Origin of the sequence: Enterococcus sp. GC34, assembly GCF_040886645.1 — a bacterium.
Lineage (GTDB): Bacteria > Bacillota > Bacilli > Lactobacillales > Enterococcaceae > Enterococcus > Enterococcus faecalis.
This window is the reverse complement of record NZ_JBFOEF010000006.1, coordinates 72,293-98,678: the sequence shown is the minus strand read 5'-3', so window position 1 is coordinate 98,678 and position 26,386 is coordinate 72,293. Positions and strand designations below refer to the sequence as shown.

The following is a 26,386-nucleotide window of genomic DNA, read 5'->3' as shown; positions in this document are numbered from 1 at the left end:
AAGTGCAGTAATTATTTAAAAGAACGTATATAATAAGTTGTTAACTAAATTCAAAAGGACGTGAAGGAATGTTTTCAAACCAAGTAAAGATTATGTTATATGTGAATAATGTTGAGGAATCTAGTCAATTTTGGCAAACGTTTGGCTTTGTTGAAAAGGAAAGAGAGGAAGTTGACGGCACATTGGTGGTAGAGATTGCGCCAAGTGAATCAGCAGAGACGATTATTGTTTTATATGATTTGGCCTTTATTCAAAAACATTCACCAGAAGTGGCGGGGAATACCCCTTCTCTAATGTTTGCTAGCGATGATATCATTGGTCTCTATAAAAAAATGCAAGAGGCTGGCGTTACTGTCGGTGAAATGGTTCAATTGCCAACAGGCTTAGTTTTTAATTTTGCAGATAACGATGATAATTACTTTGCTGTGATGGGGCAAGAAAGTAAATAAAAAACAGCTTGGCACCAGAATCTAGATTGATTCTGGTGCCAAGCTGTTTTTTATAAAAGTTGAAAGTTTTATAAATTTTACTAAAATCTGTAATTTTCATGAAAATATAGCGTATGATAATGCTGTTAATAGAATAGGCGGAGGTAAGCGGTATGCGTAAACGACATGCAAAGAAAAGACATGGAGGAGTGAATTGGCTTTTTATAGTATGTTTGTTGGTGGTGATTGGTGGTAGTGGTTATTTAATAAAAACGTTCTTTTTCACTAGAGATTCACAAGTTAGTCAAGAATCGAAAGTGGTCTTGGAAGAAGATCGCCGAAGTGATAATTATGCGAATTTAACGAAAGAAATAGTTGCACCAGATAGTGGCGAACTTGATCAAAAAATTCAAGAAACAAATTATATTGGTTCGGCTTTGATCATTAAAGATGATCAGGTTTTAGTAAATAAAGGATATGGCTTTGCCAATTTTGAAAAGCAACAAGCCAACACGCCAAACACAAGGTTTCAGATTGGTTCAATTCAAAAATCTTTTACCACAACCTTGATCTTAAAAGCGATTGAAGAAGGTAAACTTACATTAGATACAAAACTCGCTACGTTTTATCCGCAAATTCAAGGTGCTGAGGACATTACGATTAGCGATATGTTGAATATGACAAGCGGTTTGAAGTTATCAGCAATACCTAATAATATCGTTACGGATGAAGAAATTATTCAATTTGTTAAACAAAATACCATTCAAGTCAATAAAGGAGAATACAATTATTCCCCAGTAAATTTTGTCCTTTTAGCAGGAATGTTAGAGAAAATGTATCAACGTACCTATCGAGAATTATTTAATAATCTTTATCACAAAACGGCTGGTTTAAAGAATTTTGGCTTCTATGAAACCTTATTGGAACAACCCAATAATTCAACAAGTTATAAATGGACAGAAGACAATTCATATAACCAGGTGCTCTCAATTCCTGCAGCTAGTTTTGCCCATGAATTTGGAACTGGGAATGTGGATATGACGACAGGTGATTTGTATTGGTACTTACATCAATTAATGAGTGGACATTTAGTTTCCACCGCACTTTTGCAAAAATTATGGACGTCTTCTCAGCAAAGTTCTTATCATGGCGGCATCTATGTTCATGATAATTATTTACGCTTACACGGCGTTGAAGCGGGTCAACAAGCTCTAGCTTTATTTTCAAAAGATATGAAAACCGGGGTCATATTGCTAACTAATTGTGTGAATCCAGCGAAATACAAAGAATTAATTGGTTCGTTGTTCCATGATGTAACCAATTTAACTGTGAAATTTTAAAGCAGAAGCAACAACGATCACTCCAAAGCCTTTTTAGGTTTCTTCTGAGAGACTTTATATTAAAATAAAGGGAAGAACAATCAAAGGGAGTGACGAAGATGAAGCAATCAAAAAATAAACAAGTTGTTATTGGTGAATCAACGAAAAAAAATATTTATCTTCAAGATATAGAACAGGAAACGCAAGCTTTTATTCTCCAAAACAATCCACAATTGACAGCTGAATCGATGATTACATTGGCGGAGTTACTTAATTATCGTTTGGATTACATGAAACAATTGGTCGCAAATGATTCTGAAAAAATCCAACAACTGAATGAGTTGGTGGTTCAACATATCAAAGAAGATAAGCTGATTTCCAATAATATGAATGAAAAGATGGAAAAGAAATTAACCTTTGGCCAACGAGCAGCGGATACCATTGCTAAATTTGGCGGTAGCTGGGTGTTTATTGGCTTCTTTTGCTTCGTGTTGATTGCTTGGATTGTGATTAACTCTACCACTTTATTGGGACAACCATTTGACAAATATCCTTATATTTTGCTAAATCTCGCCTTATCTTGTTTAGCAGCTATCCAAGCACCGATTATTATGATGAGTCAAAACAGACAAGAAGCCCGTGACAGAGAACAAGCGAATAATGATTATAAAATTAACTTAAAGGCAGAAGTAGAAATTAATTTATTACATGAGAAAATGGATTATATTATCAATAATCAACTAGAAAATTTGGTAAAAATCCAAAATATTCAAATTGAACTTTTAGGTGAGTTGCAAGAACAACTCGCTGCGACTTCTGAAAAGGAGTAGTATATAGAAGACGTCGGGATAGAACCGTTTAGCTCCGAGAACCAAGTAGGTACTGATTAACATCTATTTGCTTTGCAAATAGTGTTTCTCAGCAATAAGAAGAAATTTCCGAAAATTGCTCTTTAATTTTTGGAGACCAAGTAGGTATTGTTCATCATCGAATCACTACGTTCTTCGTGATTCTCAACAATTTCGGCTTATTTCCGAAGGACCTTCACCAAGTAGGTACGATGATTTCATCTGTTCATGCTTCACAGTGAAACATCGCAACTCTTAGAGCTGTAGCTCTTTTGAAGGCTGTACTGTGACGAGACGCATGTCGAGAAAACACCTTAGAAGTTGTTGAGATCGGAGCAACGCGTAGTGTTGGTTCTGTTCCCGCCGTTTATCAGGCTTTTTTTATTGTGTGTAAATACACAAGCAAAATAATCGCTTTCCCTTTTTTATTCACCGTATAATGGGATAGAATGACTTTATACAAAAGGGGAAAACAAGATGAAATACCAAGTATTACTTTATTACAAATATACAACAATTGAAGATCCAGAAGCTTTTGCGAAAGAGCATCTAGCTTTTTGCAAATCATTAAATTTAAAAGGCCGTATTTTAGTAGCGACAGAAGGAATTAACGGAACGTTATCTGGTACTGTCGAAGAAACAGAAAAGTATATGGAAGCAATGCAAGCAGATGAGCGCTTTAAGGATACATTCTTTAAAATTGATCCAGCAGAAGAAATGGCGTTCCGCAAAATGTTTGTTCGCCCACGTTCTGAATTAGTGGCGTTGAATTTAGAAGAAGACGTTGATCCATTAGAAACGACAGGGAAATATTTGGAACCTGCAGAATTTAAAGAAGCCTTATTAGACGAAGACACTGTTGTAATCGATGCTCGTAACGATTATGAATATGATTTAGGCCATTTCCGCGGCGCCGTGCGCCCAGATATCCGTAGCTTCCGTGAGTTACCACAATGGATTCGCGAGAACAAAGAACAATTTATGGATAAAAAAATTGTTACCTATTGTACTGGCGGGATTCGCTGTGAAAAATTTTCTGGCTGGTTATTAAAAGAAGGATTTGAAGATGTTGCTCAATTGCATGGTGGTATTGCCAACTATGGAAAAAATCCAGAAACACGTGGCGAACTTTGGGACGGCAAAATGTATGTCTTTGATGACCGAATCAGTGTCGAAATTAATCACGTTGATAAAAAAGTTATTGGGAAAGATTGGTTTGATGGAACACCTTGCGAACGCTACATTAACTGTGCAAACCCAGAATGTAATCGTCAAATCTTAACTTCAGAAGAAAATGAACATAAACATTTAGGTGGCTGCTCATTAGAGTGTAGCCAGCATCCTGCCAACCGTTATGTAAAAAAACATAATTTAACAGAAGCAGAAGTTGCTGAACGTTTGGCTTTGTTAGAAGCAGTTGAAGTATAAAAATAATAAAAAATAAACAAAAAAACTTCGAAAATTATTTTTTGAAGTTTTTTTTGTTTATTTTTTTTGGCTTTAAAAGTGTTGATTTTAAAGCTTTCTTAGCTAAAACCATTTTATTTTTTAAAAGCGTTTGAAAAAAATAAAAAAATCTAATAAATATTTCTTTTATATAATGTTTATTGGCTGGGCCAGTCAATGTTGAAAATGGGGAAGGAGGAATTCAGATGAAAATCATAAGAGGGTTTAGTTTGGTATGTTTAGGGCTATTAATCATTGGGTTGCAAACAAAAAGCGTTATGGCTGAAGAAAATAATTATGAATCAAATGGTCAAGCGAGCTTCTATGGCACCTACGTTTATGAGAATGAAAAAGAGTCAAATGACGTAGCGTATACCCAACAATCAGAAGAACAGGGAAGAAACAATTTAGCTGCTTCTGGACAAGCAGTTTTACCTAAAACAGGCGCGTCTGAAAATCCGCTGTATTCCTTGATAGGAGTTAGTTTGTTGGGGGTAGTCATTTATTTAATTAATAAAATGAAACGAGAGAAGGAGCTTATTTAATGAAAAAAACTGTTTTACTTACATCAGCAACCATACTTTTAGGCGTAGGGTTTCAAGCAATAAACGCATCAGCAGCAGAAACTTTTCCGAAAGAATACAATACGGAAGGCACAATTACTTTTGAAGCAGGCGATAACGAAATCACACCGCCAGTTGATCCAGAAAATCCCGATCCTACTGATCCAGTAGACCCAATTGATCCTCCAGGGCCAGGAACGGGTGGTGCCTTATCAATTGATTATGGGTCAAAATTTAAATTTGGCACACAAAAGATTTCTACGGCAGATCAAACGTATTATGCTGCGCCAGATGAAATGAAAGATGGTTCAAAAAAACCAACCTATGTACAAGTAACTGATAAAAGAGGAACGTTAGCAGGATGGAAACTAACGCTTTCCCAACCTGAACAATTTAAAACAGCTACTGGAGAGGAACTAGTCGGCGCTCAATTAACGTTTACAAAGGCAGAAGCTGCCTCAATGGTGGATGAAAAATATAAACCTACTGAAGTCAGTAGTACTATTTCCTTAACACCTGGTGTAAATAATAATCTAGCGATGAACGCTAAAAAAGAAACAGGTGTTGGGACTTGGGTTTATCGCTTTGGTTCAAATGAAGCAACAAATAAAGAAGCTGTCCAACTATTCGTTCCTGGGAAATCTGTAAAGCTTGCACAACAATATTCAACGAAGTTAGTTTGGGCATTAGAAGATACTCCCGCTAATAATTAAATAAAGGAGAAAAGCAATGAAAAAACAATTCACAGGAATCGTTCTATGCAGTACATTTGCAGTTGCTGGTTGGTCCTTGCAAGCGAAGGCAGAGGAGCCAAAAGAGTATCGTTCGAATGGTTTAGTAGAATTTATTCCGAACGTAGATCCGACAGAGCCGGTTGATCCAGAAAATCCCGATCCAGAAAAGCCAGTCAAACCAATTGATCCAATAGACCCAGAAGGTCCCAATCCTGGTACCCAAGGACCGTTGTCTATTGATTATGCTTCAAGTTTTGACTTTGGGAAAAATCGTATTTCGAATAAAGACCAAGTATATTTTGCAAGAGCACAGCAATATCAAGAAAATCAAAAAGAAACACCAAATTTTGTGCAAATTTCTGATAATAGAGGAACCAATAGTGGTTGGTCTTTAACGGTTACGCAAAAGGAGCAATTTAAAGCAACAAAGGCTACTTTAAATAGTCAGTTGACAGGTGCGCAAATTTCTTTAGCTAACCCGATTGTTAATAGTAATGCGCAAAATGTTGTGAAACCAGAGGCAACAAATAAGATTGCCCTTGTTCCAGGGACCGCATCGCTAGTGGCAGCTGCGAAGCAAGGAACCGGTGCAGGAACTTGGGCTACTTATTGGGGAAATGTAGAAGTGGTTGCAGAACGCGATGAAACCAATACGGTACACAATGTTAATGTTACAAAAGATGTTGCGCTATCAGTACCAGGGTCAACCCCTAAAGATGCCGTGAAATATCAAACAAAATTATTGTGGACGTTGACGGATGTACCAGGAATTTAAAAAGTAGAGGTGAAGAGAGATGCGAAACAAACAAAGCCTAGTCTTTTTGGCAAGTAGTTTATTCTTACTACTCCTTGCGCCTATTACTAGCGAAGCGATTAGTAATCCTTCGACAAATATCAACGAAGTCAATCGGGAAATAGTGGAGGAATCGGCCAATGATCAGGCAACTAGCGCTCCTTCTCACTCGGAAACATTAGAGCAAGAATCTTCCCTAGGAACGACAACAACAACCGATAATCATCCAGCAGAAACAGACCAATCAACGGCTACTTTAGAACCTAGCGAACAACAAAAGGATGACGATAACAGTGCAACGGAATCGGTGATAGTTGAACCACAGCCGCGCATGTTGGCTGCGCCATACGCTACTTCATTGCCGGATGATCCTAATATCATTCCAATCGACAAGGTGTTTCAAGAGCCAATTGGAAATGCAACAAGTATTTTAGAAGGTGGGAAGTTATTACAACTAAACCCAGCTGTTAAATCACAAAAAGGAGCTATTTGGTCAAAAAAACCAATCAGTTTATTGTCGGATTTTACCTTTAAGAGTTATTTGTATTTAGGAAACGAGTATGCAAATGCTGGTGATGGTATGACCTTTACCTTAACGAATGATCCTAGGATGTCCACAACGCCTCAAGAAGTCATTGGTTCACCTGGGATGGGAATCGGCGCATATTCCACGAAAGCGGGTCAACCCTATGTTAGAAATGCCTTATCGATTGAGTTTGATACCTATAAAAATACTGGTAGTTCCAACCGAATGGACCGAGAAATTTCACAAGATAAGGGAAATGGACATTTAGCTTTTGTCACTCCGAAAGCTAATAACAACAACTATACAGGGGAGCATTCAGGCGTCACTGTTGCGCCAACCTATCTATCTAATGGAACCTGGCGCATGTTGACTGTTCATTGGAATGCCGCAGCCAAAGCATTAACATATGATTTAGAAGGTGTGGGTACGAATACGTATGTAGTTTCAGATTTAAATGCACAATTTGGCGCAACAACAGTTTATTGGGGCTTTACATCATCCACAGGTGGTAAATACCAAGAGAATGCTTTAGCAATGACACAAATTCCTACCAACGTTACGTCACAAGCAGCCCTTAGCGTGAACGGTCAGGAGTTTAGCTCAGCTGTTGAAGCAGTGAAAAATGATCAGGTGATACTACGGAATACGTTGAATATTGACAATGACTTTATCGAAGATCGTCAACCGCAAGTAAGCATTGACTTACCTGATGAATTAGCATATGAAGAAAATTCATTAACGATTGATGGTAAAAAGGTAGCAGCCAAAGATCTGACACAAACAGGGAATCACTTAACAATTGCTTTAAATGACTACCTAGTTTTAAAGAAGGACATGATGATTGAATTAAAAACAACCCTTCAAGATAATACGCCCGAAAAAGTTTTAACTATGAACTTTGACTATTATGAAGAAGGAAGCTTACTGCAAAAGTCAAATAATGTAACGATTACTATTCCTAAACCAACAGAAAAAACAGTAACCGTTTTTTATAAAGACGCGGAAGGTAAAGATATTGCTCCACCTAAAAGTGTAACAGGGAAAATTGGTGCACCCTATCAAGAAAAACCCCTAGATATTTCTGGCTATGTTTTTACAAAAGACTCGGGCAATGCGGAAGGAACAATGACAGAGGAAACAAAAGATATTTATTTTTACTATCGTTTAGGGGAACTATATTTTAAAGAGGCACCAAAACAGATTACTTTTGGTACGGAAAAGATACGTAATCAACCACTAATTAAACTTGGGCATCCCACCGAAGGACTCAAAGTCGTGGATGAACGTAACGCAAATAATTGGCGCTTGCAACTAAAGCAAACGCAACCGTTAACAAATGATTCAATTGTAATGCCAGATGTTTTTTCTTTCGTTTCAACTGCTGGAAGCTCTCAGATTACAAATGAGGCAATTACGCTTTTAGAAAGTAATCAGAAAGGTGAAACAGATTTAACAGCATTACTTGATGAATCAAAACAACAAGGAATTCAAATCAATGTTCCTGTAGCTTATCAAAGAGTTGGAACATTTAAAGCTCGTTTATCTTGGGCGTTAGAAGACGTACCAGGAAATTAAAGAAAAGAATGGAGAAAAGAAAATGAAAAAAGTAACAACAGTATGTTTATCCATATTTATTTTAGGGAGCTTAGGCATGACTTCTCAAGCCTTTGCAGAAGATGGCGGTAGTTATACATCTAATGGTATCGTAGAATTTACACCAAGTGAAGAGCCAACTAATCCGGTTGACCCAACGGATCCAACTAATCCAGTTGATCCTATTGACCCAACAGATCCTGAAGGTCCTAATCCAGGAACAAACGGTCCGTTGTCAATTGATTATGCGTCAAGTCTAGACTTCGGTGTTCAAAAAATCACGTCGAAGGATCAGACTTATTTTGCTGCTACCCAAAAATACAAGACGGTAGGCGCAACCGATGAAGTCAAAGAAGGGCCTAACTATGTCCAAGTAACAGATAACCGTGGAACCGAAGCTGGCTGGTCATTAAAAGTGAAACAAGAAGGACAATTTAAATCAACTTCTGGTAAAGAATTGACTGGAGCAGCTATCACGTTTAAAAACGGAAATGTAGTGACTGCTTCAGATTCAGGCAAACCAATAGGCCCAGCCACAATCACGTTGAACTCAGATGGTAGTCAATCAGATGTAATGAGTGCAGCGAAAGGAAACGGTGCAGGAACTTATTTATTTGATTGGGGAACCGATGCAACTACAGCCGCTAAAAGTATTGAGTTAACTGTTCCAGGTTCTACAACCAAATACGCTGAAAAATACGCCACAAAATTAACATGGACGTTGACAGACGCTCCAGGAAATTAAACGAATTTTAAAAAGAAGAATAGCGGGGAACATGGTTACCTGCTATTCACTACATATAGAAAAGGAGTAAATAATTTGAACAGAAAAAAACAACGATTTCTTTTTTTTCCGATACTACTAATTCTTTTAGCGTTAGTACCTAGCAATGGTTTTGCCAGTGAATTTAATTTTGCGGTTACGCCTATTCCATCAGAAAAACAAGTAGATAAAGAAAAAACTTACTTTGATTTATTACTAGCACCAAATGAAGAAACTGAGTTGAAAGTGAACTTGCGCAATGATACAGATAAAGAAGTAAAGGTAGGTATTTCCATCAATAGTGCCATTACCAATTCAAATGTAATCGTGGAGTATGGTGAAAATAAGGGGAAAAAAGATCAAAGTTTAGCGTTTGATATAAAAGACTACGTTCAATACCCTAGCTCAGTTCGTTTAAAACCGAAAAGTGAACAAACGGTTTCTATTAACGTCAAAATGCCTAATACACCCTTTGATGGAGTGTTAGCTAGTGGTATCACTTTTAAAGAAGAAACGTCGGATGAAGGTAAACGCCAAGACGATAAGAGTCAGGGGTTATCCATTAAAAATGAATATTCGTATGTCGTTGCATTATTGATGCAACAAAACAAAAAAAAGGTTGAGCCGAATTTACTTTTGAAAAAAGTCTCACCAGGACAGATTAATGCTAGAAATGTGATTTTAGTCAATCTACAAAATGATCAAAAAACATATATTAACCAAGTTGCCTTTTCGGCAGAGATTACCAAAAAGGGGCATGAAGAAGTTTTATATAAAGAGGAAAAAGCAAACATGCAAATTGCACCAAATACCAATTTTTCTGTTCCCATTGCGCTAAAAGGGCAACCACTTAAGCCAGGAGATTATCATTTGTCTATGACCGTTGTTGGGAATAAAGATGCTGCAGGCTCATTTAAAAAATCAATAAACAATGAATCGATATCTTTTAGAAATCAATGGCAATTTGAAAAAGACTTTACAATTAATGGTGAAGTTGCCAAAGAATTAAATGAAAAAGATGTCACCTTAAAAGAAAATCATTCGAATTTATATTTGATGATTGGCTTACTACTATTATTGATAGTGATTTTAATCATTGCCTGGTTGATTTGGCGAAAAAAGAAACAGGAAAAAAACGAAAGAGAAATATAAAGAGTAGTTAATTTTTGATTTGATTATCGGCAACGTTTTTGTTTGTTTTTACTTATCAAACATGCAGTTTATTCAACAAACCTAACTCAAAAAAAGAAATAATAAGAAGGAGTATTGTTAAATATCGTCTGATACCACTTTACTAGTTATATTTTTTGTTTTGTTATGTAGCTAAAGTATTTGGCAATATATGTGAGAAAAATGGATAAATACAAACATTTACTATTATGGAGTACATTGTTACTCTCGTTTTTTCAAGTAACCACTGTGCAAGCAGCAGAAGAACGGAATCCAATTTATAATCCGACTAATCCAACAGAAGAAATTTATCCGATTGAGAATACTGGCACACCAGAAAAAATGGAAGAAACAAATGAAAGTACTATTACTAGCGAAACGCAAGCGGAAGAAAGTAGCGAAGACGTTAGTAAAAAAGAAGTGAAAACCAATAATCCAAAAACAAATGAAGAAAGGCCTTCTTCCAAGAAAAGTCAGCATCAAGTATTTTTCACGGATGAATTATTTGATGCTAGCCATATCACCATTGTACCAAATAGCACAGGCGGTGCTGGAACGGAGGGGCAAAACACTTTTTACTTGAATTTCATACGGGAATTAGTAGGAACGGCTATTTATGGGAGAAAGAACTGATAAATGATGAATTATGAAATTTTTTTAAATAAAGAAGATCAACGAAGTTATTCCTTGCTAAGGCATTTAGAAGAAAGTCCCACGCTATCAGGTACTTTTATTGCACTTCGCGAAGAATTATCAATGTCGAATTTTTTAGTCAAAAAAACATTAGAAAAATTAAAAGCAGATATTGACAATCTAAAGTTAAGCGACAGCTTAACTTTAGTCGTTTCTGATGTAGATGTTACACTTGAAATTGATGGAAACTATTCAAGTAAACTTTTGCTCACGAAATACTTAACAGAATCGCTCTCTTTTAAATTAGTGTTGTCTTACTTTAGAGGAAATTATAGTTTGACAAAGTTTGCTGAATGTAATCATGTCAGCACCTCTGTGGCGTATAGTACCTTACAGCGGCTAAAAAAAGCCTTAAAGGAGTATCAGATCTATTTTAGTAAACGGGAAATTGTCGGCAATCAAAAAGTAATTTCATTTTTTTTGTATAAATTGTTCACGCTTTCCAATCAACCAATTTCCGAACTATATTCGGTAAAAGTCTATAATGAAGCGAAACGTGTATTACAGTCTGTTGAGTTAAACTATACTTTCACCACCTATGAGCGACGCAATTTTTTCCATTATTTAGCTATTATGATTAACAACGAAGGACGTGCGGTGGAAGGGATCGATACGCGTGCACTAAATACATTTTCAGAAGAATTAATAAAAAAATCGCAAGTGGCATGGGCATTGTCCTCAAAATCATTAACGTATACGATTGTTTTTTTCTTGTATTTGCATGGCAAAGTAGAGAAAAAATATGTCATTCATGAAGATCCTACGATTGAAAGCTTAACTCGTGTTTTCATTGGAAGTTTTGAAAAAGCATTTAATTGTTTAGAGGAGTCAACAAGGAATACTCTAGAAGAAGGGTTAGCAATTATTCATTTCAATGTTATTTACTTTCCGCTTAATATGTTTGACGATTTTGAAATGGATTTACAGTTTTTTAAGCAAACATATCCGGAATTTTATTTTTATTTAATTGAATATATTCGTTGGTTAACAGCAAAACATAAAAAAATTGCGAAAGCCAATCACTGTTTGTTTTTTAACTATCTATTGTTGCTAATTAATCATGTTCCGGTTCATTTAATTGCAGAGCCAGCCAAGGTCCTAATTGATTTTTCTTATGGAAAAGAGTATAACCAATTCATCAAAAAAAATTTATCCGTCTATGTGAATTTAAATGTAGAAATTATTGACCCGTTATCAGATACCTTACCAGATGTGGTGATTACCAATTTAAATAACTTGTATCAAGAAGAACAGAGTAAAGTTATGGTTTGGCTGGATCCACCTCGTTCGATTGATTGGGTCAATTTAACGCAATCATTATTGACTATTCAAGAAGAAAAATATCAACAACAAAAAGAATCGACAAAGACAAGCGGTGATCCTATCGAATAGAATCATCGCTTGTCTTTGTGTTTAAGTCTTTACAAAACCACCCAAGTGTTTTATAATATGAATATACATTCATATGAATAGAAAAACATTAATGAGGAGGCGCATAACAATGTCAAAACAAACAGGTGCACACACACATGAAGAAAAAGGTAAAAACGTTCCAGTTATTCTCTTTTTTACAGGATTGGCTCTTTTCTTTATCGGTTTATTTTTAGGGAACATGCTCTTAGTGAAAAATATTCTTTTCTCGTTAGCTGCTATTTTAGCTGGTTATCATATTATTGGGGAAGGCTTTGGAGATACGTATCGGGATACGAAAAACAATCGAAAGTTTTCACCTAATATTCATTTGTTAATGACCTTAGCTGCAGTTGGTTCAGCATTAATGGGAAGTTTTGAAGAATCAGCATTGTTGATTTTGATTTTTGCGGCGGCGCATTTCCTTGAAGATTATGCCCAAGGCAAAAGCCAACGTGAAATTACAAAACTATTAAATTTAAATCCAACAGAAGCTCGCTTGATAACAGACGACGGCTCAATTCAAACTGTGTCAGTTGAACAATTGAAGATTGGTGACCGCGTGCAAGTCCTCAATGGTGCGCAAATCCCGACAGATGGCGTCGTGCTTGAAGGAAGTACCGCTGTGGATGAATCATCTATTAATGGGGAAAGTATTCCCAAAGAAAAAAATAGTGGGGACCCAGTTTTTGGTAGTACCATGAACGGTTCAGGCACAATTGTTGTTGAAGTAACGAAAGATAGTTCAGAAACAGTTTTTGCAAAAATCGTACAGCTCGTGAACCAATCACAAGAAAATCAATCAGAAATTGCAAGCAAAATTAAACGATTTGAACCAAAATATGTCACACTAGTTTTAGCAGTTTTTCCACTAATTGTTTTAGGTGGCGCATTACTTTTCCAATTGACTTGGGCTGAAAGTTTTTACAGAGGCTTGGTTTTCTTAATTGCTGCCTCCCCTTGTGCTTTAGCAGCGAGTGCCGTTCCGGCAACTTTATCAGGAATTTCCAATTTAGCGAAACAAGGCGTTTTGTTTAAAGGTGGCTCATTCTTATCAAATTTAGCTGAAGTGAAAGCACTCGCTTTTGATAAAACAGGCACGCTAACAAAAGGCAAACCTGAGGTCACAGATTATCTTTTTGTTGATGGCTTAGAAAATCGCCAAGACGAATTAGTAGCTGTTTTAACAAATATGGAGAAAAAATCCAATCATCCATTGGCGACAGCGATTGTTAATCGCTTTGAAGCAGAAACAACGGCTTTAAATTTAGAAGTAGAAAATATTGTTGGGGTGGGTTTAGTAACGACCATTGCAGACACAACTTTTAGAATTGGTAAACCATCTAGTTTCGAACAAGTGCCAACAATCATTGAGAAACAAACAACGAAATTAGCGAGTGAAGGCAAAACGGTAGTGTACTTTGCCGAAAATGAACAAGTGATTGGTTTAGTGGCATTGATGGATGTTCCTAATGAAGAAGCAATGAACGCCATTCACTATTTCAAGTCACAGAATATTGAAACAACAATGATTACAGGAGATGCAAAACTTACGGGTGAAGCAGTTGGCCGCTTAGTAGGCGTGGACCAAGTTTATGCTAATGTTTTGCCTGAGGAAAAATCAGCGATTGTTGATCAATTAAAACGCGAAGTAGGAATGACAGGGATGGTTGGTGATGGCATTAATGATGCACCGGCTTTAGTGAATGCTGATATCGGAGTGGCAATGGGGGATGGTACAGACATTGCTATCGATGTTGCAGACGTGGTAGTGATGAAAAATGATCTTTCTAAATTAGGCTATGCTCATCGTGTCTCAAAACGCTTGAATAAAATTGTGCAGCAAAATATTATTTTTTCAATGTTAGTGGTAGCAACGTTAATTATCTTGAACTTTTTAGGTATTGCGAATATCGCATTTAGCGTACTTATTCATGAAGGAAGTACCTTAGTGGTCATTTTTAATGGCTTGCGTTTATTAGTTAATACAAAATAAGCCAAATAGTCACTTGCAAGAAAGGAGAGAAAGCGATGAATTCTTTAAAAATGATTGAACTTTCTCTCACAGACGTTGTCATTCGGATGGCTCTAGCCGTGGTTTTTGGAGCTTTGATTGGGTTAGAAAGAAGTATTAAAAGAAAAGGCTTCGGTATTAGTAGTAATGCCATTTTATGTTTGGCCTCCTGTACGATTTCCATTTTACAGATTCAATCGGTGGATATTTTAGTCGATGTGGTGAAACAAAATAGCGCCTTGGCGTCCATTATTTCTATGGATATTACACGATATGGCGCCCAAGTGATTAGTGGTGTAGGCTTTCTCGGTGCGGGGATTATCGTTTTTAGAGAAAGGAAAGTCTCTGGGTTAACGACAGCAGTAATGATGTGGAATGTTACTATTATTGGTTTAGTCATTGGGATGGGCTTTTTAACCATTGCGTTTATCAATCTCGTGGCGACTTTGCTAGTATTAGCTCTGGCCCATTTTAAACGAAAAACTCCTTTAAAACGATTGCAGCTTATCGTAAAAATGAAGGAACCCATGATTAAAGAAAGCCGCCTGCATGAACAACTTCAAGCTTCTTTAGAAAAAGGGGAGCGCTTAGTAGAATTGACTTTGGAATCCGAACAAGAGGCAGTGACAGCAAAGATTTCTTATGTAGGCAAAGAAGATTTCTGGCATTCCAACTTGCACCATCTCTTAAAAGAAAAAGGGCACGTTCAATCTGTCTCTGTCACAGAAACAATTTAACCATAAAATAAAGCACTTGGGCGCTAGCGCGCGCCAAGTGCTTTTGTTTAAATATTTAATACTTTATCTAAGAAATCTTTTGTTCGAGGGTTTTGAGGATTTTCAAAGACTTGCTCTGGCGAACCATCTTCTAGGAAGTTACCGCCATCAATGAACATTACTCGGTTAGCCACTTCTTTTGCAAAGCCCATTTCGTGAGTAACTATGACCATTGTCATTCCTTGTTTTGCTAAATCTTTCATTACACCAAGAACATCGCCAACCATTTCTGGATCAAGGGCTGATGTTGGCTCATCGAAAAGCATAATATCAGGATTCATCGCTAACGCACGTGCAATTGCGACACGTTGTTTTTGACCACCAGATAAAGAATCAGGATAGGCATCTTTTTTATCTGCCAACCCAACACGTTCTAAAAGTTCTAACGCTTTTTTCTCCGCTTCGTCTTTTGACAAGCGACCTAAATCGGTTGGTGCTAAAACAATGTTTTCTAAAATAGATAAATGTGGAAACAAATTGAAATGTTGGAAAACCATGCCGATATGTTGACGGACTTGGTTGATGTCCGTATTTTTATCTGTCAAGTTCGCACCATCAATAATAATGTCTCCGCTAGAAGCTTCTTCTAATTGATTCAAGCAACGTAAAAAAGTACTTTTACCAGAACCAGAAGGACCGATGACGCAGACTACGTCGCCTTCGTTAATAGAAACATTAATGTCGTTTAAGACCGTGTTGTCACCATATTTTTTTACTAAATGTTCAACTAAGATTTTTTCAGTCATATTAGTTCACCTTCTTTTCAAGGTTTTTCGCTAATTTAGTTAAGCTAGTAATTAAAATTAAGTAGATTAACGCAATAACGAAGTAAACCATTGTACTTTGTAATGTCCGAGCAACAATAATTTTTCCTGTTTGTAGTAGTTCGATTAAGCCAATTGCTGAAAGGATAGTTGTATCTTTCAATGAAATAACAAATTGGTTAATGAATGAAGGAATCATAATGCGAATCGCTTGTGGTAAAATAATTTTTTGCATTGTCCGATTATAGGAAAGACCTAAACTTCTTGAAGCTTCCATTTGGCCAACTGGAACAGCTTTGATTCCGCCGCGCACAATTTCAGAAATATAGGCACTGGCATTTAAAGTTAATGTGATAATCCCAGCAATGAAGACCGGGATATTAAAGCCAAGCACACCAGGTAATCCGAAATAGATGAAGAACGCTAAGACCATTAAAGGAATTCCACGAATTAAATCAACATAAATGGTTGAAAGTACACGTAATGCTTTGATTGGTGAAACGCTGAATAATCCGAAAATAACGCCGACAATTAAAGCAAGTACGAAGGAAATCAACGTTAATAGAATCGTCATCCATAAACCGTGTAACAATTGTTTCCAGTTGTTTTGCATGAAGCCAACAAATGTAGATTCGTCAGCTGTTTCTTCTTTGGCTTCGTTGCCATCTTTCACGTAAGTGCCGATAATTTTATCGTATTCACCTGTACGTTTCATTTCTTTTAAGCCTTCGTTAAACATTTCAAGTAGTTCAGGATTTTGCCCTTTTTTGACAGCAAAACCGTAAGAACCACCTTTTTCACGAGGAATTGGTGTCGCTAGTGGTTGATTTTGCGCAACCCCATAGCCAATGACAGGATAATCATCCATCATGGCATCAACTTCGCCAATTTCTAATGCACTGTATAATGCATCAGTCGTGTCTAAATACTTAATTGAGTAATCATATTTCTTTTTATTTTTTTCTAAGAAATCAGCACTTTCAGTACCAATTTTTACGCCGACTTTTTTGCCTTTTAAATCATCATACGATTTAATTTTGTCATTGCCTTTTTTGACCGCAATTTGAATGCCGCTATCAAAGTAAGGAACAGAGAAGTCGAAAGCTTTTTTACGATCATCCGTAATCGTCATGCCTGCAACCATCCCATCTGCTTGACCAGATTCAACAGCTTGGACAGCAGAACTAAAACCAATAAATTTAAATTCAACAGTAAAACCTTGCAATTCAGCTGCACGTTTGACTAAATCTACATCAATGCCGACATAATCGCCTTGGGCATTTTGAAACTCAAACGGAGCAAATGTAGAATCGCTAGCAATCACATATTTCTCTTTTTTAGGAGTGATTTTTTTCATCTGTTCGCCAGCGTCTTGTGTATTTGTTTCATCGCCTGTCGCTAAGTAGTTGTTTAAAATTTTATCATAAGTACCATTGTCTTTAAGATTTTTCAAACCAGCGTTGAACTTTTTGATTAATTCAGGGTTTTGGCCTTTTTTCACTGCGAAACCATAAGAACTGCCTGTTTCTTTATCGCCAACTAATTGTAATTTTTGACCATTTTTAACTGCGTAGCCCAATACAGGATAATCATCAACGATTGCATCCGCTTCGCCGTTTTCTAAGGCTTTATAAAGACCCGTTGCATCGTCAAAATTTTTGATGGTGTAGTCATATTTCTCTTTATTTTTTTCAAGGAAATTGGCACTTTCAGTTCCAACTTTAGCCGCAACCGTTTTACCTTTTAAATCATCATATGATTTAATTTTGTCGTTTCCTTTTTTAACCGCTAATTGTAAACCGCTATCGAAGTATGGATCTGAAAAATCAAAGGATTTTTTTCGTTCATCTGTAATACTCATTCCAGCAATCATGCCATCAATTTGTTTAGATTGAATCGCTTGGACTGCACTATCGAAGCCTAATGGTTTTAAATCCACTTCAAAACCTTGATCTTTGGCAATCGCATCTAATAAATCAACGTCAATACCAATGTATTTTCCTTTTGAGTCTTGGAATTCAAAAGGGGCGAATGTTAAATCCGTTCCGATTGTATATTTCTTTCCTTCTGCATGTGCTGAAGTGCCACTAATGAATGTTAGCAGAGTTACCATCATCACAAAGAAAGAAAGTAAAAAGTGTTTCCTTTTCATAAAATACCTCCTAGTTTTGCATATTGAACAATTATATAGTAAGAAATAGGAAGCTGACAAGTATTTGAACGCTAAAAAGAGAAAAAAACTCTAATTTCCTTACATTTCATGTTATAAAATGTAACATAGGAATTAAGAACAAAAGATTAAAATCAGTTGAAGTCCGAAACAGCAAAAGTGGCGAAAATATGTTCGGTATGTTAAACTAATAAGTGGACATTCTGCCAGAATGGGCCGATAATTTAAGAGAAATTAGACACTTTGAGGGGGAGTTATAAATGATCGAAAGAGAAACTTCCAATACCTTTCATTTGGCTTCTAAATATGAGCCTGCCGGAGATCAGCCAGCCGCTATTGCTGAACTAGTTGACGGTGTCAAAGGTGGAGAAAAAGCTCAAATTTTACTTGGAGCGACCGGAACAGGTAAAACATTTACAATCTCTAATGTGATTCAAGAAGTGAACAAACCAACATTAGTGATTGCACATAATAAAACACTAGCTGGACAATTATACGGGGAATTTAAAGAATTTTTCCCAGATAATGCGGTCGAGTATTTTGTCAGTTACTATGATTATTATCAACCAGAAGCATATGTACCCTCAAGTGATACATATATTGAAAAAGATTCCAGTATTAATGATGAAATTGATAAACTACGCCATTCAGCGACAAGTTCTTTATTGGAACGAAACGATGTCATCGTGGTAGCGTCAGTTTCTTGTATTTTTGGTTTAGGGGATCCGCGGGAATACAGTCAACAAGTTGTTTCATTACGTGTGGGAATGGAAATGGATCGTAATGAGTTACTAAAAAGCTTAGTCGATATTCAATTTGAACGAAATGATATTGATTTTCAACGGGGGCGTTTTCGTGTCCGCGGTGATGTGGTTGAGATATTCCCAGCTTCACGGGATGAGCATGCGCTACGTGTTGAATTTTTCGGAGACGAAATTGATCGAATTCGTGAAGTAGATGCGTTAACTGGTGAAATTGTCGGCGAAACAGAGCATGTCGCTATTTTTCCAGCAACACACTTTGTGACGAACGAAGAACATATGGAACACGCCATTTCGCAGATCCAAGAAGAATTAGAGGCACGTTTGAAAGTGCTTCGCAGTGAAAACAAATTATTGGAAGCCCAACGTTTGGAACAGCGAACCAACTATGATATTGAGATGATGAGAGAGATGGGCTACACGTCAGGGATTGAAAATTACTCTCGACATATGGATGGTCGCCAAGAAGGGGAGCCGCCATATACGCTGTTGGACTTTTTCCCAGATGACTTCTTACTTGTAATCGATGAGTCTCATGTAACAATGCCGCAAATTAGAGGGATGTATAATGGCGACCGAGCACGGAAACAAATGTTAGTGGACTATGGTTTCCGTTTACCAAGTGCACTTGATAACCGACCGCTTCGTTTAGAAGAATTTGAACAACATGTAAACCAAATTGTTTATGTATCGGCAACACCAGGACCTTATGAAATGGAACAAACAGAGACTGTTGTTCAACAAATCATTCGACCAACAGGTTTACTAGATCCAGAAGTAGAAATTCGCCCAATTATGGGTCAAATTGATGACTTGGTGGGCGAAATTCATGAACGGATCGAAAAAGATCAGCGGGTGTTTGTCACAACCTTAACGAAGAAAATGGCCGAAGATTTAACCGACTATTTCAAAGAATTAGGCTTAAAAGTTAAATATTTGCATAGTGATATAAAAACACTGGAAAGAACGGAGATCATTCGCGATTTACGATTAGGCGAATTTGATATTCTAATAGGTATTAACTTATTACGTGAAGGAATCGATGTGCCAGAAGTTTCCTTAATTGCGATTCTAGATGCGGATAAAGAAGGCTTCTTACGTAGTGAACGCTCGTTAGTGCAAACGATGGGACGGGCTGCCCGGAACGCCGAAGGAAAAGTCATTATGTATGCAGATAAAATCACCGATTCGATGCAACGAGCTATGGATGAAACGGCACGACGTCGGGCAATCCAAGAAGCATATAATGAAGAACATGGCATTGAACCAAAAACAATTATTAAAGAAATTCGTGATTTGATTTCTATTTCCAAAACAGCTGATAAAGATGAAACAGTGGTTCAATTGGATAAATCATATGAAGATTTATCAAGACAAGAAAAAGCTGATTTATTAATGAAACTTGAAAGAGAAATGAAAGATGCAGCCAAAGCATTAGACTTCGAAACTGCAGCCACATTACGAGATACCATTCTTGAATTGAAAGCTGCCAAATAAGTCAACCAACGGATTAGAGGTTGGGACATAAGACACTGTGACATATGTCCCACCTTCTAAATTTTAAGATAATCAGCTGAACAAAAGCAGCTCCTTCGGAAATAAGCCGAAATTCTCCAAAAATTCAAGAAAAATTTTCGGAAATTCCTTCTTATTTCTTGGAGCTAAACACTTTTGTCTCAGCCTCAATCTTTTCTCTATAGAATGACTTGAAATGATTTGACGTAAGAGATTTAGTAAAAGGAGAACATATATGGCAAATGATAAAATTGTGATTCATGGTGCACGCGCCCATAACTTAAAAAATATTGATGTCACGATTCCTCGTGACAAAATGGTTGTTGTAACTGGACTATCTGGTTCTGGTAAAAGTTCATTAGCATTTGATACGCTTTACGCAGAAGGGCAACGACGTTATGTAGAGAGTCTCTCTGCTTATGCGCGACAATTTTTGGGGCAGATGGATAAACCAGATGTTGACAGCATCGATGGTTTAAGTCCAGCTATTTCAATTGATCAAAAGACGACAAGTAAGAACCCACGCTCAACAGTAGGGACGGTCACAGAAATCAATGATTATTTACGATTGTTATTTGCTCGGGTAGGTCATCCAATTTGTCCTAACGATCATATTGAAATTACCAGTCAGTCTGTTGAACAGATGGTTGATAAAGTTTTAGAGCTACCAGAGCGAACAAAAATTCAAATTTTGGCGCCTGTTGTGGTCAAGAAAAAAGGCCAACATAAAAAAGTGTTTGAAATGATCCAACGTGAAGGGTATGTCAGAATGCGGGTGGATGGTGAAACCTATGATGTTAGTGAGGCACCAGAACTTGAAAAAAATAAAAAACATGATATTGCGATTGTGATTGACCGTATCGTTGTGAAAGAAGGCATTCGCTCTCGGTTGTTTGATTCGTTTGAAGCGGCTTTGCGTTTAGCTGAAGGTTACGCAATTGTTGATGTGATTGGTCAAGAAGAAATGTTGTTTAGTGAACATTATGCTTGTCCTTATTGTGGGTTCACAGTCGGTGAATTGGAACCGCGCTTGTTTTCATTTAATGCACCATTTGGCGCTTGTCCCGATTGTGATGGTTTAGGTGTTAAATTAGAAGTGGACAAAGACTTAGTGATTCCAGACCCCACTAAAACCTTGAGAGAAGGAGCCATTGTTCCGTGGAACCCTATTAGTTCCCAATATTATCCACAAATGTTGGAGCAAGCAGCCACCAGTTTTGGGATTGATATGGATACGCCGTTTGAAGAATTACCTGCAGACCAACAAGAAATTATTTTAAATGGTTCTGGCGAGAAAAACTTTCATTTTCATTATGAAAATGACTTTGGTGGTGTTCGTGATGTGGAAGTGCCGTTTGAAGGGATTTTAAAAAATATTAAACGACGTTACCATGAAACAAATAGCGATTTTACACGAGATCAAATGCGGTTATACATGACAGAATTGACTTGTCGAAGCTGTCATGGATATCGTTTGAATCCGCAAGCTTTAGCTGTGAAAATCAATGGTACGCACATTGGTGAAGTCAGTGAATTAGCAATAAAAAATGCGGTCCAATTTTTTGAAGGTGTGTCTTTATCTGAACAAGAAACAACGATTGCTCGGCCAATATTAAAAGAAGTCGAAGATCGGCTAACCTTCTTAAAAAATGTCGGGTTAGATTACTTAACCTTAAGTCGAGCTGCTGGTACACTTTCTGGCGGAGAAGCACAAAGAATTCGCTTAGCAACACAAATTGGCTCAAACTTATCAGGCGTCCTTTACATTTTAGATGAACCATCAATTGGTTTGCATCAACGAGATAACGATCGCTTGATTGACTCATTGAAAAAAATGCGGGACTTAGGCAATACATTAATTGTGGTGGAACACGATGAAGATACAATGATGGCTTCGGATTACTTGATTGATGTGGGACCTGGCGCTGGACATCTGGGCGGTGAAATTGTAGCCGCTGGTACGCCGGAAGAGGTTGCTAAAAATCCGCATTCATTGACCGGACAATATCTTTCTGGGAAAAAAGTGATTCCTGTACCAAAAGAACGTCGCAAAGGTAATGGCAAAGCGATCAAAGTCACTGGTGCCAGTGAAAATAATTTAAAAAATGTCAGTGTTGAATTTCCGCTAGGTGAATTTGTTGCTGTCACAGGTGTTTCAGGTTCAGGGAAAAGTACTTTAGTCAATCAAATTTTGAAAAAAGCGCTGGCCCAAAAATTAAATCGTAATTCCAATAAACCTGGGAAACACAAAAGTATCACTGGTTATGAAGCCATTGAAAAGATTGTTGACATTGATCAAAGTCCGATTGGCCGAACACCAAGAAGTAATCCAGCGACTTATACTAGTGTTTTTGATGACATTCGCGATTTGTTTGCCCAAACAAATGAAGCCAAGGTTCGTGGCTATAAAAAAGGTCGCTTTAGTTTTAACGTCAAAGGTGGCCGTTGTGAAGCTTGTCGCGGGGATGGTATCATCAAAATTGAAATGCACTTTTTACCTGATGTCTATGTGCCTTGCGAAGTTTGTCATGGGAAACGTTATAATTCTGAGACGTTAGAAGTTCATTATAAAGGCAAAAACATTTCTGATATTTTAGATATGACGGTGGAAGATGCCGTAGAATTTTTCAAACATATCCCTAAAATTCATCGTAAATTGCAAACAATTGTGGATGTAGGCTTAGGCTATGTGACATTGGGGCAGCCAGCAACTACTTTATCTGGTGGGGAAGCACAGCGGATGAAGCTAGCGAGTGAACTTCATAAAAATTCTAATGGGAAAAACTTTTATATTCTGGATGAACCAACAACAGGCTTGCATACCGATGATATTGCGCGATTGCTTCTAGTATTAGAGCGTTTAGTGGAAGCGGGCAATACCGTTTTAGTGATTGAACATAACTTGGATGTCATCAAATCTGCGGACCATGTGATTGATCTAGGGCCAGAAGGTGGCGACGGTGGTGGGACGATCGTGGCGACAGGAACACCAGAAGAAGTTGCTAAAGTCAAAGACAGTTACACAGGATATTATTTAAAACGTGTTCTGAAATAAACATTAATGATTAGATAAAGAACCTTGTTTTTATGGGAAACAAGGTTCTTTTATTATAAAATAACAAATATTTTTTAATTAAAATTAAAAATAAATGTTGACTTAATGTGTAATTAAAAGATATACTATGTTTGTTAACAAAATAACAATGAACACGAAGGGAAGTCTTAAATGAAAAACAAAAAAATAACAACAAGTTTATTAACAGCAGGAATGGTATTAGCTATCGGAATCACACCTTTTGTACATAGTAACACAATGGAAGCAGCTACTTTAATTTCACAATCAGACCATGAAAAAGTAATGAGTTTTACCAAGAAAGACTTAAAAGAAGCAACGGGCATTCAATTGGAGCCGGCGACAGTACAAGCCGTTCATCAGGAATTAAAGCAACAAATCACCTGGGAAACATTAGGCTATTCCACAATTGATGCGCAAAATATTGCGACACGTTTTACACAAAATACATATCAGGCTCTGGGGATTTTAACAGATATCGCCAACCATTCAGACCTTCAATTGAAAGTCATTACCATTAATAATCCCTATCTAGCAACAGCTAAAATTGGTACCTTTAAGTGGGAAACCGTAACTCCTGAAGTTGGTGAGGACCATGAAACAGCAGACAATGAACTAACCACACCGACACCAACTGTTGCCAGTCTTCAAGAGATTGACGTAGAAATCGAATACGACGAAAATGAAATTGAGTTCACCTATGAAATAAAATCGAACGGAACAATTGAAGCAACGTATGAAGATGAATCTGCTGATTTAGAATTAGAAGGTAAGGCAGCACAAGACAAAATCATGACTCTTTTAGATGGATTGTCAATCAAAACAGCTACAAATGAACAAATTAAAGAACACATTACGAAAAAGTTATCCGTGAATGAACAAGTAAAACAATTTGAGTTTGAAGCTAATTTTACTGATAAAACAGAAATTGAGTTTGTATTAAAATAACACAGAGTTATATAGTATAATTCAGCAATTAAAACAGCATTGACATTTTTGTCAATGCTGTTTTTCTATGAAAGAATAGAAATCTTTATAAGAATGATTGAAAAGCTTTCTTTGATACGCCCGGGGTGTTATAATATAGTGATGCAAGTGAAGGGAGTGTTGAATATGCCAGAAAATTTACAACTGGTTATTATTACAGGAATGAGTGGCGCTGGAAAAACAGTCGCTGTTCAAAGCTTTGAAGACATGGGCTATTTCTGTATCGACAATTTACCACCAAGCTTAATCCCAAAATTTTGGGAATTAATTAAAGAATCTGGAAAAGTTACCAAGATTGCGTTAGTGATTGATTTACGTTCACGGACCTTCTTTAGAGAAATTCAGGATATGTTAGTCGAACTTGAAAATACTAATTTTATTGATACAACGATTTTATTTTTAGATGCCACCGATGAAGAGTTGGTTTCTCGTTATAAAGAGACACGGCGTGCGCATCCAATGGCGATGGATGGTTTAGTGACAGAAGGTATTCGTAAAGAACGTGCAATGCTGGAAGAAATCAAGGCGGATGCTCAGTTGGTCATTGACACCACGGACTTGTCCCCTCGTCAATTGCGGGAACGTTTGAATAAAGAACTAGCAACGAGAGAGACACACGAATTTCGAGTGGAAATGGTGTCCTTCGGCTTTAAATATGGGTTGCCGATTGATGCAGATATCGTTATGGATGTTCGCTTTTTACCTAACCCCCATTATATTGATGAACTACGACCGTTAACTGGAATGGATCAACCTGTTTATGATTATGTGATGGGCTTCCCAGAAACAGATGAATTTTATACAAAATTTATCGATTTACTGCGAACAGTCTTACCTGGATATAAAAAAGAAGGTAAAAGTAGCGTCACCATTGCAATTGGCTGTACTGGCGGACAACACCGCTCTGTTGCACTGACAGAACGTGTTGGCGCTGAATTAAAAGAGGAAGATTACCATGTAAATATTACCCACCGCGACCGCTTAAAAAGAAAAGAAACGGTTAATCGCTCTTAATGAAAACCTATCGAATTCGTAAACCGAAGATCGTGGTTGTTGGTGGTGGAACAGGCTTGCCAGTAATTTTAAAAAGTTTAAGAAATCAAAGTGTTGATATTACTGCCGTCGTAACGGTCGCTGATGATGGCGGTAGTAGTGGCGAGCTTCGTTCCTCTATTAATAACATGACACCTCCGGGAGATTTAAGAAATGTTTTAGTGGCATTGTCAGATATGCCACAATTATATGAAGATATTTTTCAATATCGTTTTGATAAATCAGATAGTCATTTTGCCAATCATGCAATCGGTAATTTAATCATTGCTGCTGTCTCAGAAATGAGAGGAAGTACGTATGAAGCGATTCAATTGCTTTCAAAAATGATGCATGTTGATGGACGGATTTATCCATCATCAGAACGGCCATTAACGTTACATGCTGTATTTAAAGATGGCTCAGTGGCGGTGGGAGAATCAAAAATTGCACTGGATCGCAAGACGATTGACCATGTGTTTGTAACAAATACACACGGAGAAGAGCAGCCAAGAGCTGCGCGTAAAGTCGTCAAAGCAATTGAAGAAGCAGACATGGTCGTGTTAGGGCCAGGGAGTCTTTTTACAAGTATTTTGCCTAATTTAGTTATTACAGAAATTGGTGAAGCCATCAAACAAACGGCAGCGGAAGTAGTCTATATTTGTAACATCATGACCCAAAAAGGGGAAACGGAACATTTTACGGATGCAGATCATGTTCGTGTCTTAAACGAACATCTACAAGCGCAGTTTGTTGATACAGTGCTGGTTAACACAGAAAAAGTACCAGAAAATTACATGGATCCTGAAATTTATGATGAATATTTGGTTCAAGTAAAGCATGATTTTCAAGGATTACGTGAAGAAGGATGCCGAGTTATTTCGACAGACTTTTTAGAATTAAGAGATGGCGGAGTTTTTCATGATGGGGAAAAAGTTGTTGAAGAACTTTTCCGTATCGTATTTGGAACGAAATATTAATTAATCAAAAGAATCAAGAGAGGAGGAGCTT

21 protein-coding genes are annotated in these 26,386 nt (G+C 37.1%); 19 read left to right on the top strand and 2 right to left on the bottom strand.

Annotated elements, in window-relative coordinates; all coding sequences use genetic code 11:
- The first annotated feature begins 68 nt into the window (after positions 1–68).
- The 14 genes from AB3I72_RS07575 to AB3I72_RS07510 all read left to right on the top strand — a co-directional run bounded on the left by AB3I72_RS07575 (position 69) and on the right by AB3I72_RS07510 (position 15,037).
- Positions 69–449 (top strand): VOC family protein, encoded by a 381-nt coding sequence (locus AB3I72_RS07575; RefSeq protein WP_002363195.1) that lies wholly within the window; start codon positions 69–71, stop codon positions 447–449.
- 152 nt (positions 450–601) lie between these two features.
- Positions 602–1,768, top strand: coding sequence for a serine hydrolase domain-containing protein (locus AB3I72_RS07570; RefSeq protein WP_368023782.1), 1,167 nt, complete (start codon positions 602–604; stop codon positions 1,766–1,768).
- A gap of 98 nt (positions 1,769–1,866) precedes the next feature.
- The gene (locus AB3I72_RS07565) at positions 1,867–2,577 is read left to right on the top strand and encodes a DUF1003 domain-containing protein (RefSeq protein ID WP_002355601.1); all 711 of its coding nucleotides are present in this window, start codon (positions 1,867–1,869) and stop codon (positions 2,575–2,577) included.
- Positions 2,578–3,072: 495 nt separating this feature from the next.
- Positions 3,073–4,023, top strand: a complete 951-nt coding sequence (locus tag AB3I72_RS07560) for a rhodanese-related sulfurtransferase (protein ID WP_002355603.1) — start codon at positions 3,073–3,075, stop codon at positions 4,021–4,023.
- 179 nt (positions 4,024–4,202) lie between these two features.
- Entirely contained in the window at positions 4,203–4,586 is a 384-nt protein-coding gene (locus tag AB3I72_RS07555; RefSeq protein WP_025191083.1) for an LPXTG cell wall anchor domain-containing protein, read from the top strand.
- On the top strand, positions 4,586–5,317 hold the full coding sequence (locus tag AB3I72_RS07550) for a WxL domain-containing protein (RefSeq protein WP_002361269.1): 732 nt from the start codon (positions 4,586–4,588) through the stop codon (positions 5,315–5,317). Before AB3I72_RS07555 ends, AB3I72_RS07550 begins: the two co-directional genes overlap by 1 nt.
- 16 nt (positions 5,318–5,333) lie before the next feature.
- On the top strand, positions 5,334–6,113 hold the full coding sequence (locus tag AB3I72_RS07545; protein WP_368023781.1) for a WxL domain-containing protein: 780 nt from the start codon (positions 5,334–5,336) through the stop codon (positions 6,111–6,113).
- Positions 6,114–6,132: 19 nt separating this feature from the next.
- Positions 6,133–8,232: a MucBP domain-containing protein gene (locus AB3I72_RS07540; protein ID WP_061101402.1), complete on the top strand. Its 2,100-nt coding sequence runs from the start codon at positions 6,133–6,135 to the stop codon at positions 8,230–8,232.
- A gap of 22 nt (positions 8,233–8,254) precedes the next feature.
- Positions 8,255–8,995: a WxL domain-containing protein gene (locus tag AB3I72_RS07535; RefSeq protein WP_061101403.1), complete on the top strand. Its 741-nt coding sequence runs from the start codon at positions 8,255–8,257 to the stop codon at positions 8,993–8,995.
- Between the two features lie 75 nt (positions 8,996–9,070).
- A complete protein-coding gene (locus AB3I72_RS07530) occupies positions 9,071–10,165 on the top strand; it encodes a DUF916 and DUF3324 domain-containing protein (protein ID WP_002361272.1) in 1,095 nt (364 codons plus the stop codon).
- A 201-nt stretch (positions 10,166–10,366) separates the two neighbouring features.
- On the top strand, positions 10,367–10,816 hold the full coding sequence (locus tag AB3I72_RS07525) for a hypothetical protein (RefSeq protein WP_002408010.1): 450 nt from the start codon (positions 10,367–10,369) through the stop codon (positions 10,814–10,816).
- A 3-nt stretch (positions 10,817–10,819) separates the two neighbouring features.
- Entirely contained in the window at positions 10,820–12,268 is a 1,449-nt protein-coding gene (locus AB3I72_RS07520) for a helix-turn-helix domain-containing protein (protein WP_368023780.1), read from the top strand.
- 109 nt (positions 12,269–12,377) lie between these two features.
- A complete protein-coding gene (locus AB3I72_RS07515) occupies positions 12,378–14,282 on the top strand; it encodes a heavy metal translocating P-type ATPase (RefSeq protein WP_368023779.1) in 1,905 nt (634 codons plus the stop codon).
- Between the two features lie 35 nt (positions 14,283–14,317).
- A complete protein-coding gene (locus tag AB3I72_RS07510) occupies positions 14,318–15,037 on the top strand; it encodes an MgtC/SapB family protein (protein WP_002361276.1) in 720 nt (239 codons plus the stop codon).
- A gap of 47 nt (positions 15,038–15,084) precedes the next feature.
- Here AB3I72_RS07510 and AB3I72_RS07505 read toward each other — a convergent pair whose 3' ends face one another.
- On the bottom strand, positions 15,085–15,822 hold the full coding sequence (locus AB3I72_RS07505) for an amino acid ABC transporter ATP-binding protein (protein WP_002355616.1): 738 nt from the start codon (positions 15,820–15,822) through the stop codon (positions 15,085–15,087).
- A gap of 1 nt (position 15,823) precedes the next feature.
- Positions 15,824–17,992 carry an amino acid ABC transporter substrate-binding protein/permease gene (locus AB3I72_RS07500; RefSeq protein WP_002355617.1) on the bottom strand — a complete coding sequence of 723 codons (2,169 nt, stop codon included), beginning with the start codon at positions 17,990–17,992 and terminating at the stop codon, positions 15,824–15,826.
- Between the two features lie 278 nt (positions 17,993–18,270).
- Between AB3I72_RS07500 and uvrB the strand changes: the two genes are divergently transcribed.
- The 5 genes from uvrB to yvcK all read left to right on the top strand — a co-directional run bounded on the left by uvrB (position 18,271) and on the right by yvcK (position 26,355).
- Positions 18,271–20,268: an excinuclease ABC subunit UvrB gene (uvrB, locus tag AB3I72_RS07495; protein WP_002355618.1), complete on the top strand. Its 1,998-nt coding sequence runs from the start codon at positions 18,271–18,273 to the stop codon at positions 20,266–20,268.
- Between the two features lie 253 nt (positions 20,269–20,521).
- A complete protein-coding gene (gene uvrA, locus AB3I72_RS07490) occupies positions 20,522–23,341 on the top strand; it encodes an excinuclease ABC subunit UvrA (RefSeq protein WP_002375984.1) in 2,820 nt (939 codons plus the stop codon).
- Positions 23,342–23,512: 171 nt separating this feature from the next.
- Positions 23,513–24,307, top strand: coding sequence for a YusW family protein (locus AB3I72_RS07485; RefSeq protein ID WP_368023778.1), 795 nt, complete (start codon positions 23,513–23,515; stop codon positions 24,305–24,307).
- Positions 24,308–24,472: 165 nt separating this feature from the next.
- Positions 24,473–25,360, top strand: a complete 888-nt coding sequence (rapZ, locus tag AB3I72_RS07480) for an RNase adapter RapZ (RefSeq protein WP_002355625.1) — start codon at positions 24,473–24,475, stop codon at positions 25,358–25,360.
- Positions 25,360–26,355 carry a YvcK family protein gene (gene yvcK, locus AB3I72_RS07475; RefSeq protein ID WP_002355627.1) on the top strand — a complete coding sequence of 332 codons (996 nt, stop codon included), beginning with the start codon at positions 25,360–25,362 and terminating at the stop codon, positions 26,353–26,355. Before rapZ ends, yvcK begins: the two co-directional genes overlap by 1 nt.
- The last annotated feature ends 31 nt before the right edge of the window (positions 26,356–26,386 follow it).

Coding starts and splice junctions, on each gene's coding strand:
- AB3I72_RS07575 (WP_002363195.1), top strand. CDS start 69: ATGTTTTCAAACCAAGTAAAGATTATGTTATATGTGAATAATGTTGAG.
- AB3I72_RS07570 (WP_368023782.1), top strand. CDS start 602: ATGCGTAAACGACATGCAAAGAAAAGACATGGAGGAGTGAATTGGCTT.
- AB3I72_RS07565 (WP_002355601.1), top strand. CDS start 1,867: ATGAAGCAATCAAAAAATAAACAAGTTGTTATTGGTGAATCAACGAAA.
- AB3I72_RS07560 (WP_002355603.1), top strand. CDS start 3,073: ATGAAATACCAAGTATTACTTTATTACAAATATACAACAATTGAAGAT.
- AB3I72_RS07550 (WP_002361269.1), top strand. CDS start 4,586: ATGAAAAAAACTGTTTTACTTACATCAGCAACCATACTTTTAGGCGTA.
- AB3I72_RS07545 (WP_368023781.1), top strand. CDS start 5,334: ATGAAAAAACAATTCACAGGAATCGTTCTATGCAGTACATTTGCAGTT.
- AB3I72_RS07540 (WP_061101402.1), top strand. CDS start 6,133: ATGCGAAACAAACAAAGCCTAGTCTTTTTGGCAAGTAGTTTATTCTTA.
- AB3I72_RS07535 (WP_061101403.1), top strand. CDS start 8,255: ATGAAAAAAGTAACAACAGTATGTTTATCCATATTTATTTTAGGGAGC.
- AB3I72_RS07525 (WP_002408010.1), top strand. CDS start 10,367: ATGGATAAATACAAACATTTACTATTATGGAGTACATTGTTACTCTCG.
- AB3I72_RS07520 (WP_368023780.1), top strand. CDS start 10,820: ATGATGAATTATGAAATTTTTTTAAATAAAGAAGATCAACGAAGTTAT.
- AB3I72_RS07515 (WP_368023779.1), top strand. CDS start 12,378: ATGTCAAAACAAACAGGTGCACACACACATGAAGAAAAAGGTAAAAAC.
- AB3I72_RS07510 (WP_002361276.1), top strand. CDS start 14,318: ATGAATTCTTTAAAAATGATTGAACTTTCTCTCACAGACGTTGTCATT.
- AB3I72_RS07505 (WP_002355616.1), bottom strand. CDS start 15,822: ATGACTGAAAAAATCTTAGTTGAACATTTAGTAAAAAAATATGGTGAC.
- AB3I72_RS07500 (WP_002355617.1), bottom strand. CDS start 17,992: ATGAAAAGGAAACACTTTTTACTTTCTTTCTTTGTGATGATGGTAACT.
- uvrB (WP_002355618.1), top strand. CDS start 18,271: ATGATCGAAAGAGAAACTTCCAATACCTTTCATTTGGCTTCTAAATAT.
- uvrA (WP_002375984.1), top strand. CDS start 20,522: ATGGCAAATGATAAAATTGTGATTCATGGTGCACGCGCCCATAACTTA.
- AB3I72_RS07485 (WP_368023778.1), top strand. CDS start 23,513: ATGAAAAACAAAAAAATAACAACAAGTTTATTAACAGCAGGAATGGTA.
- rapZ (WP_002355625.1), top strand. CDS start 24,473: ATGCCAGAAAATTTACAACTGGTTATTATTACAGGAATGAGTGGCGCT.
- yvcK (WP_002355627.1), top strand. CDS start 25,360: ATGAAAACCTATCGAATTCGTAAACCGAAGATCGTGGTTGTTGGTGGT.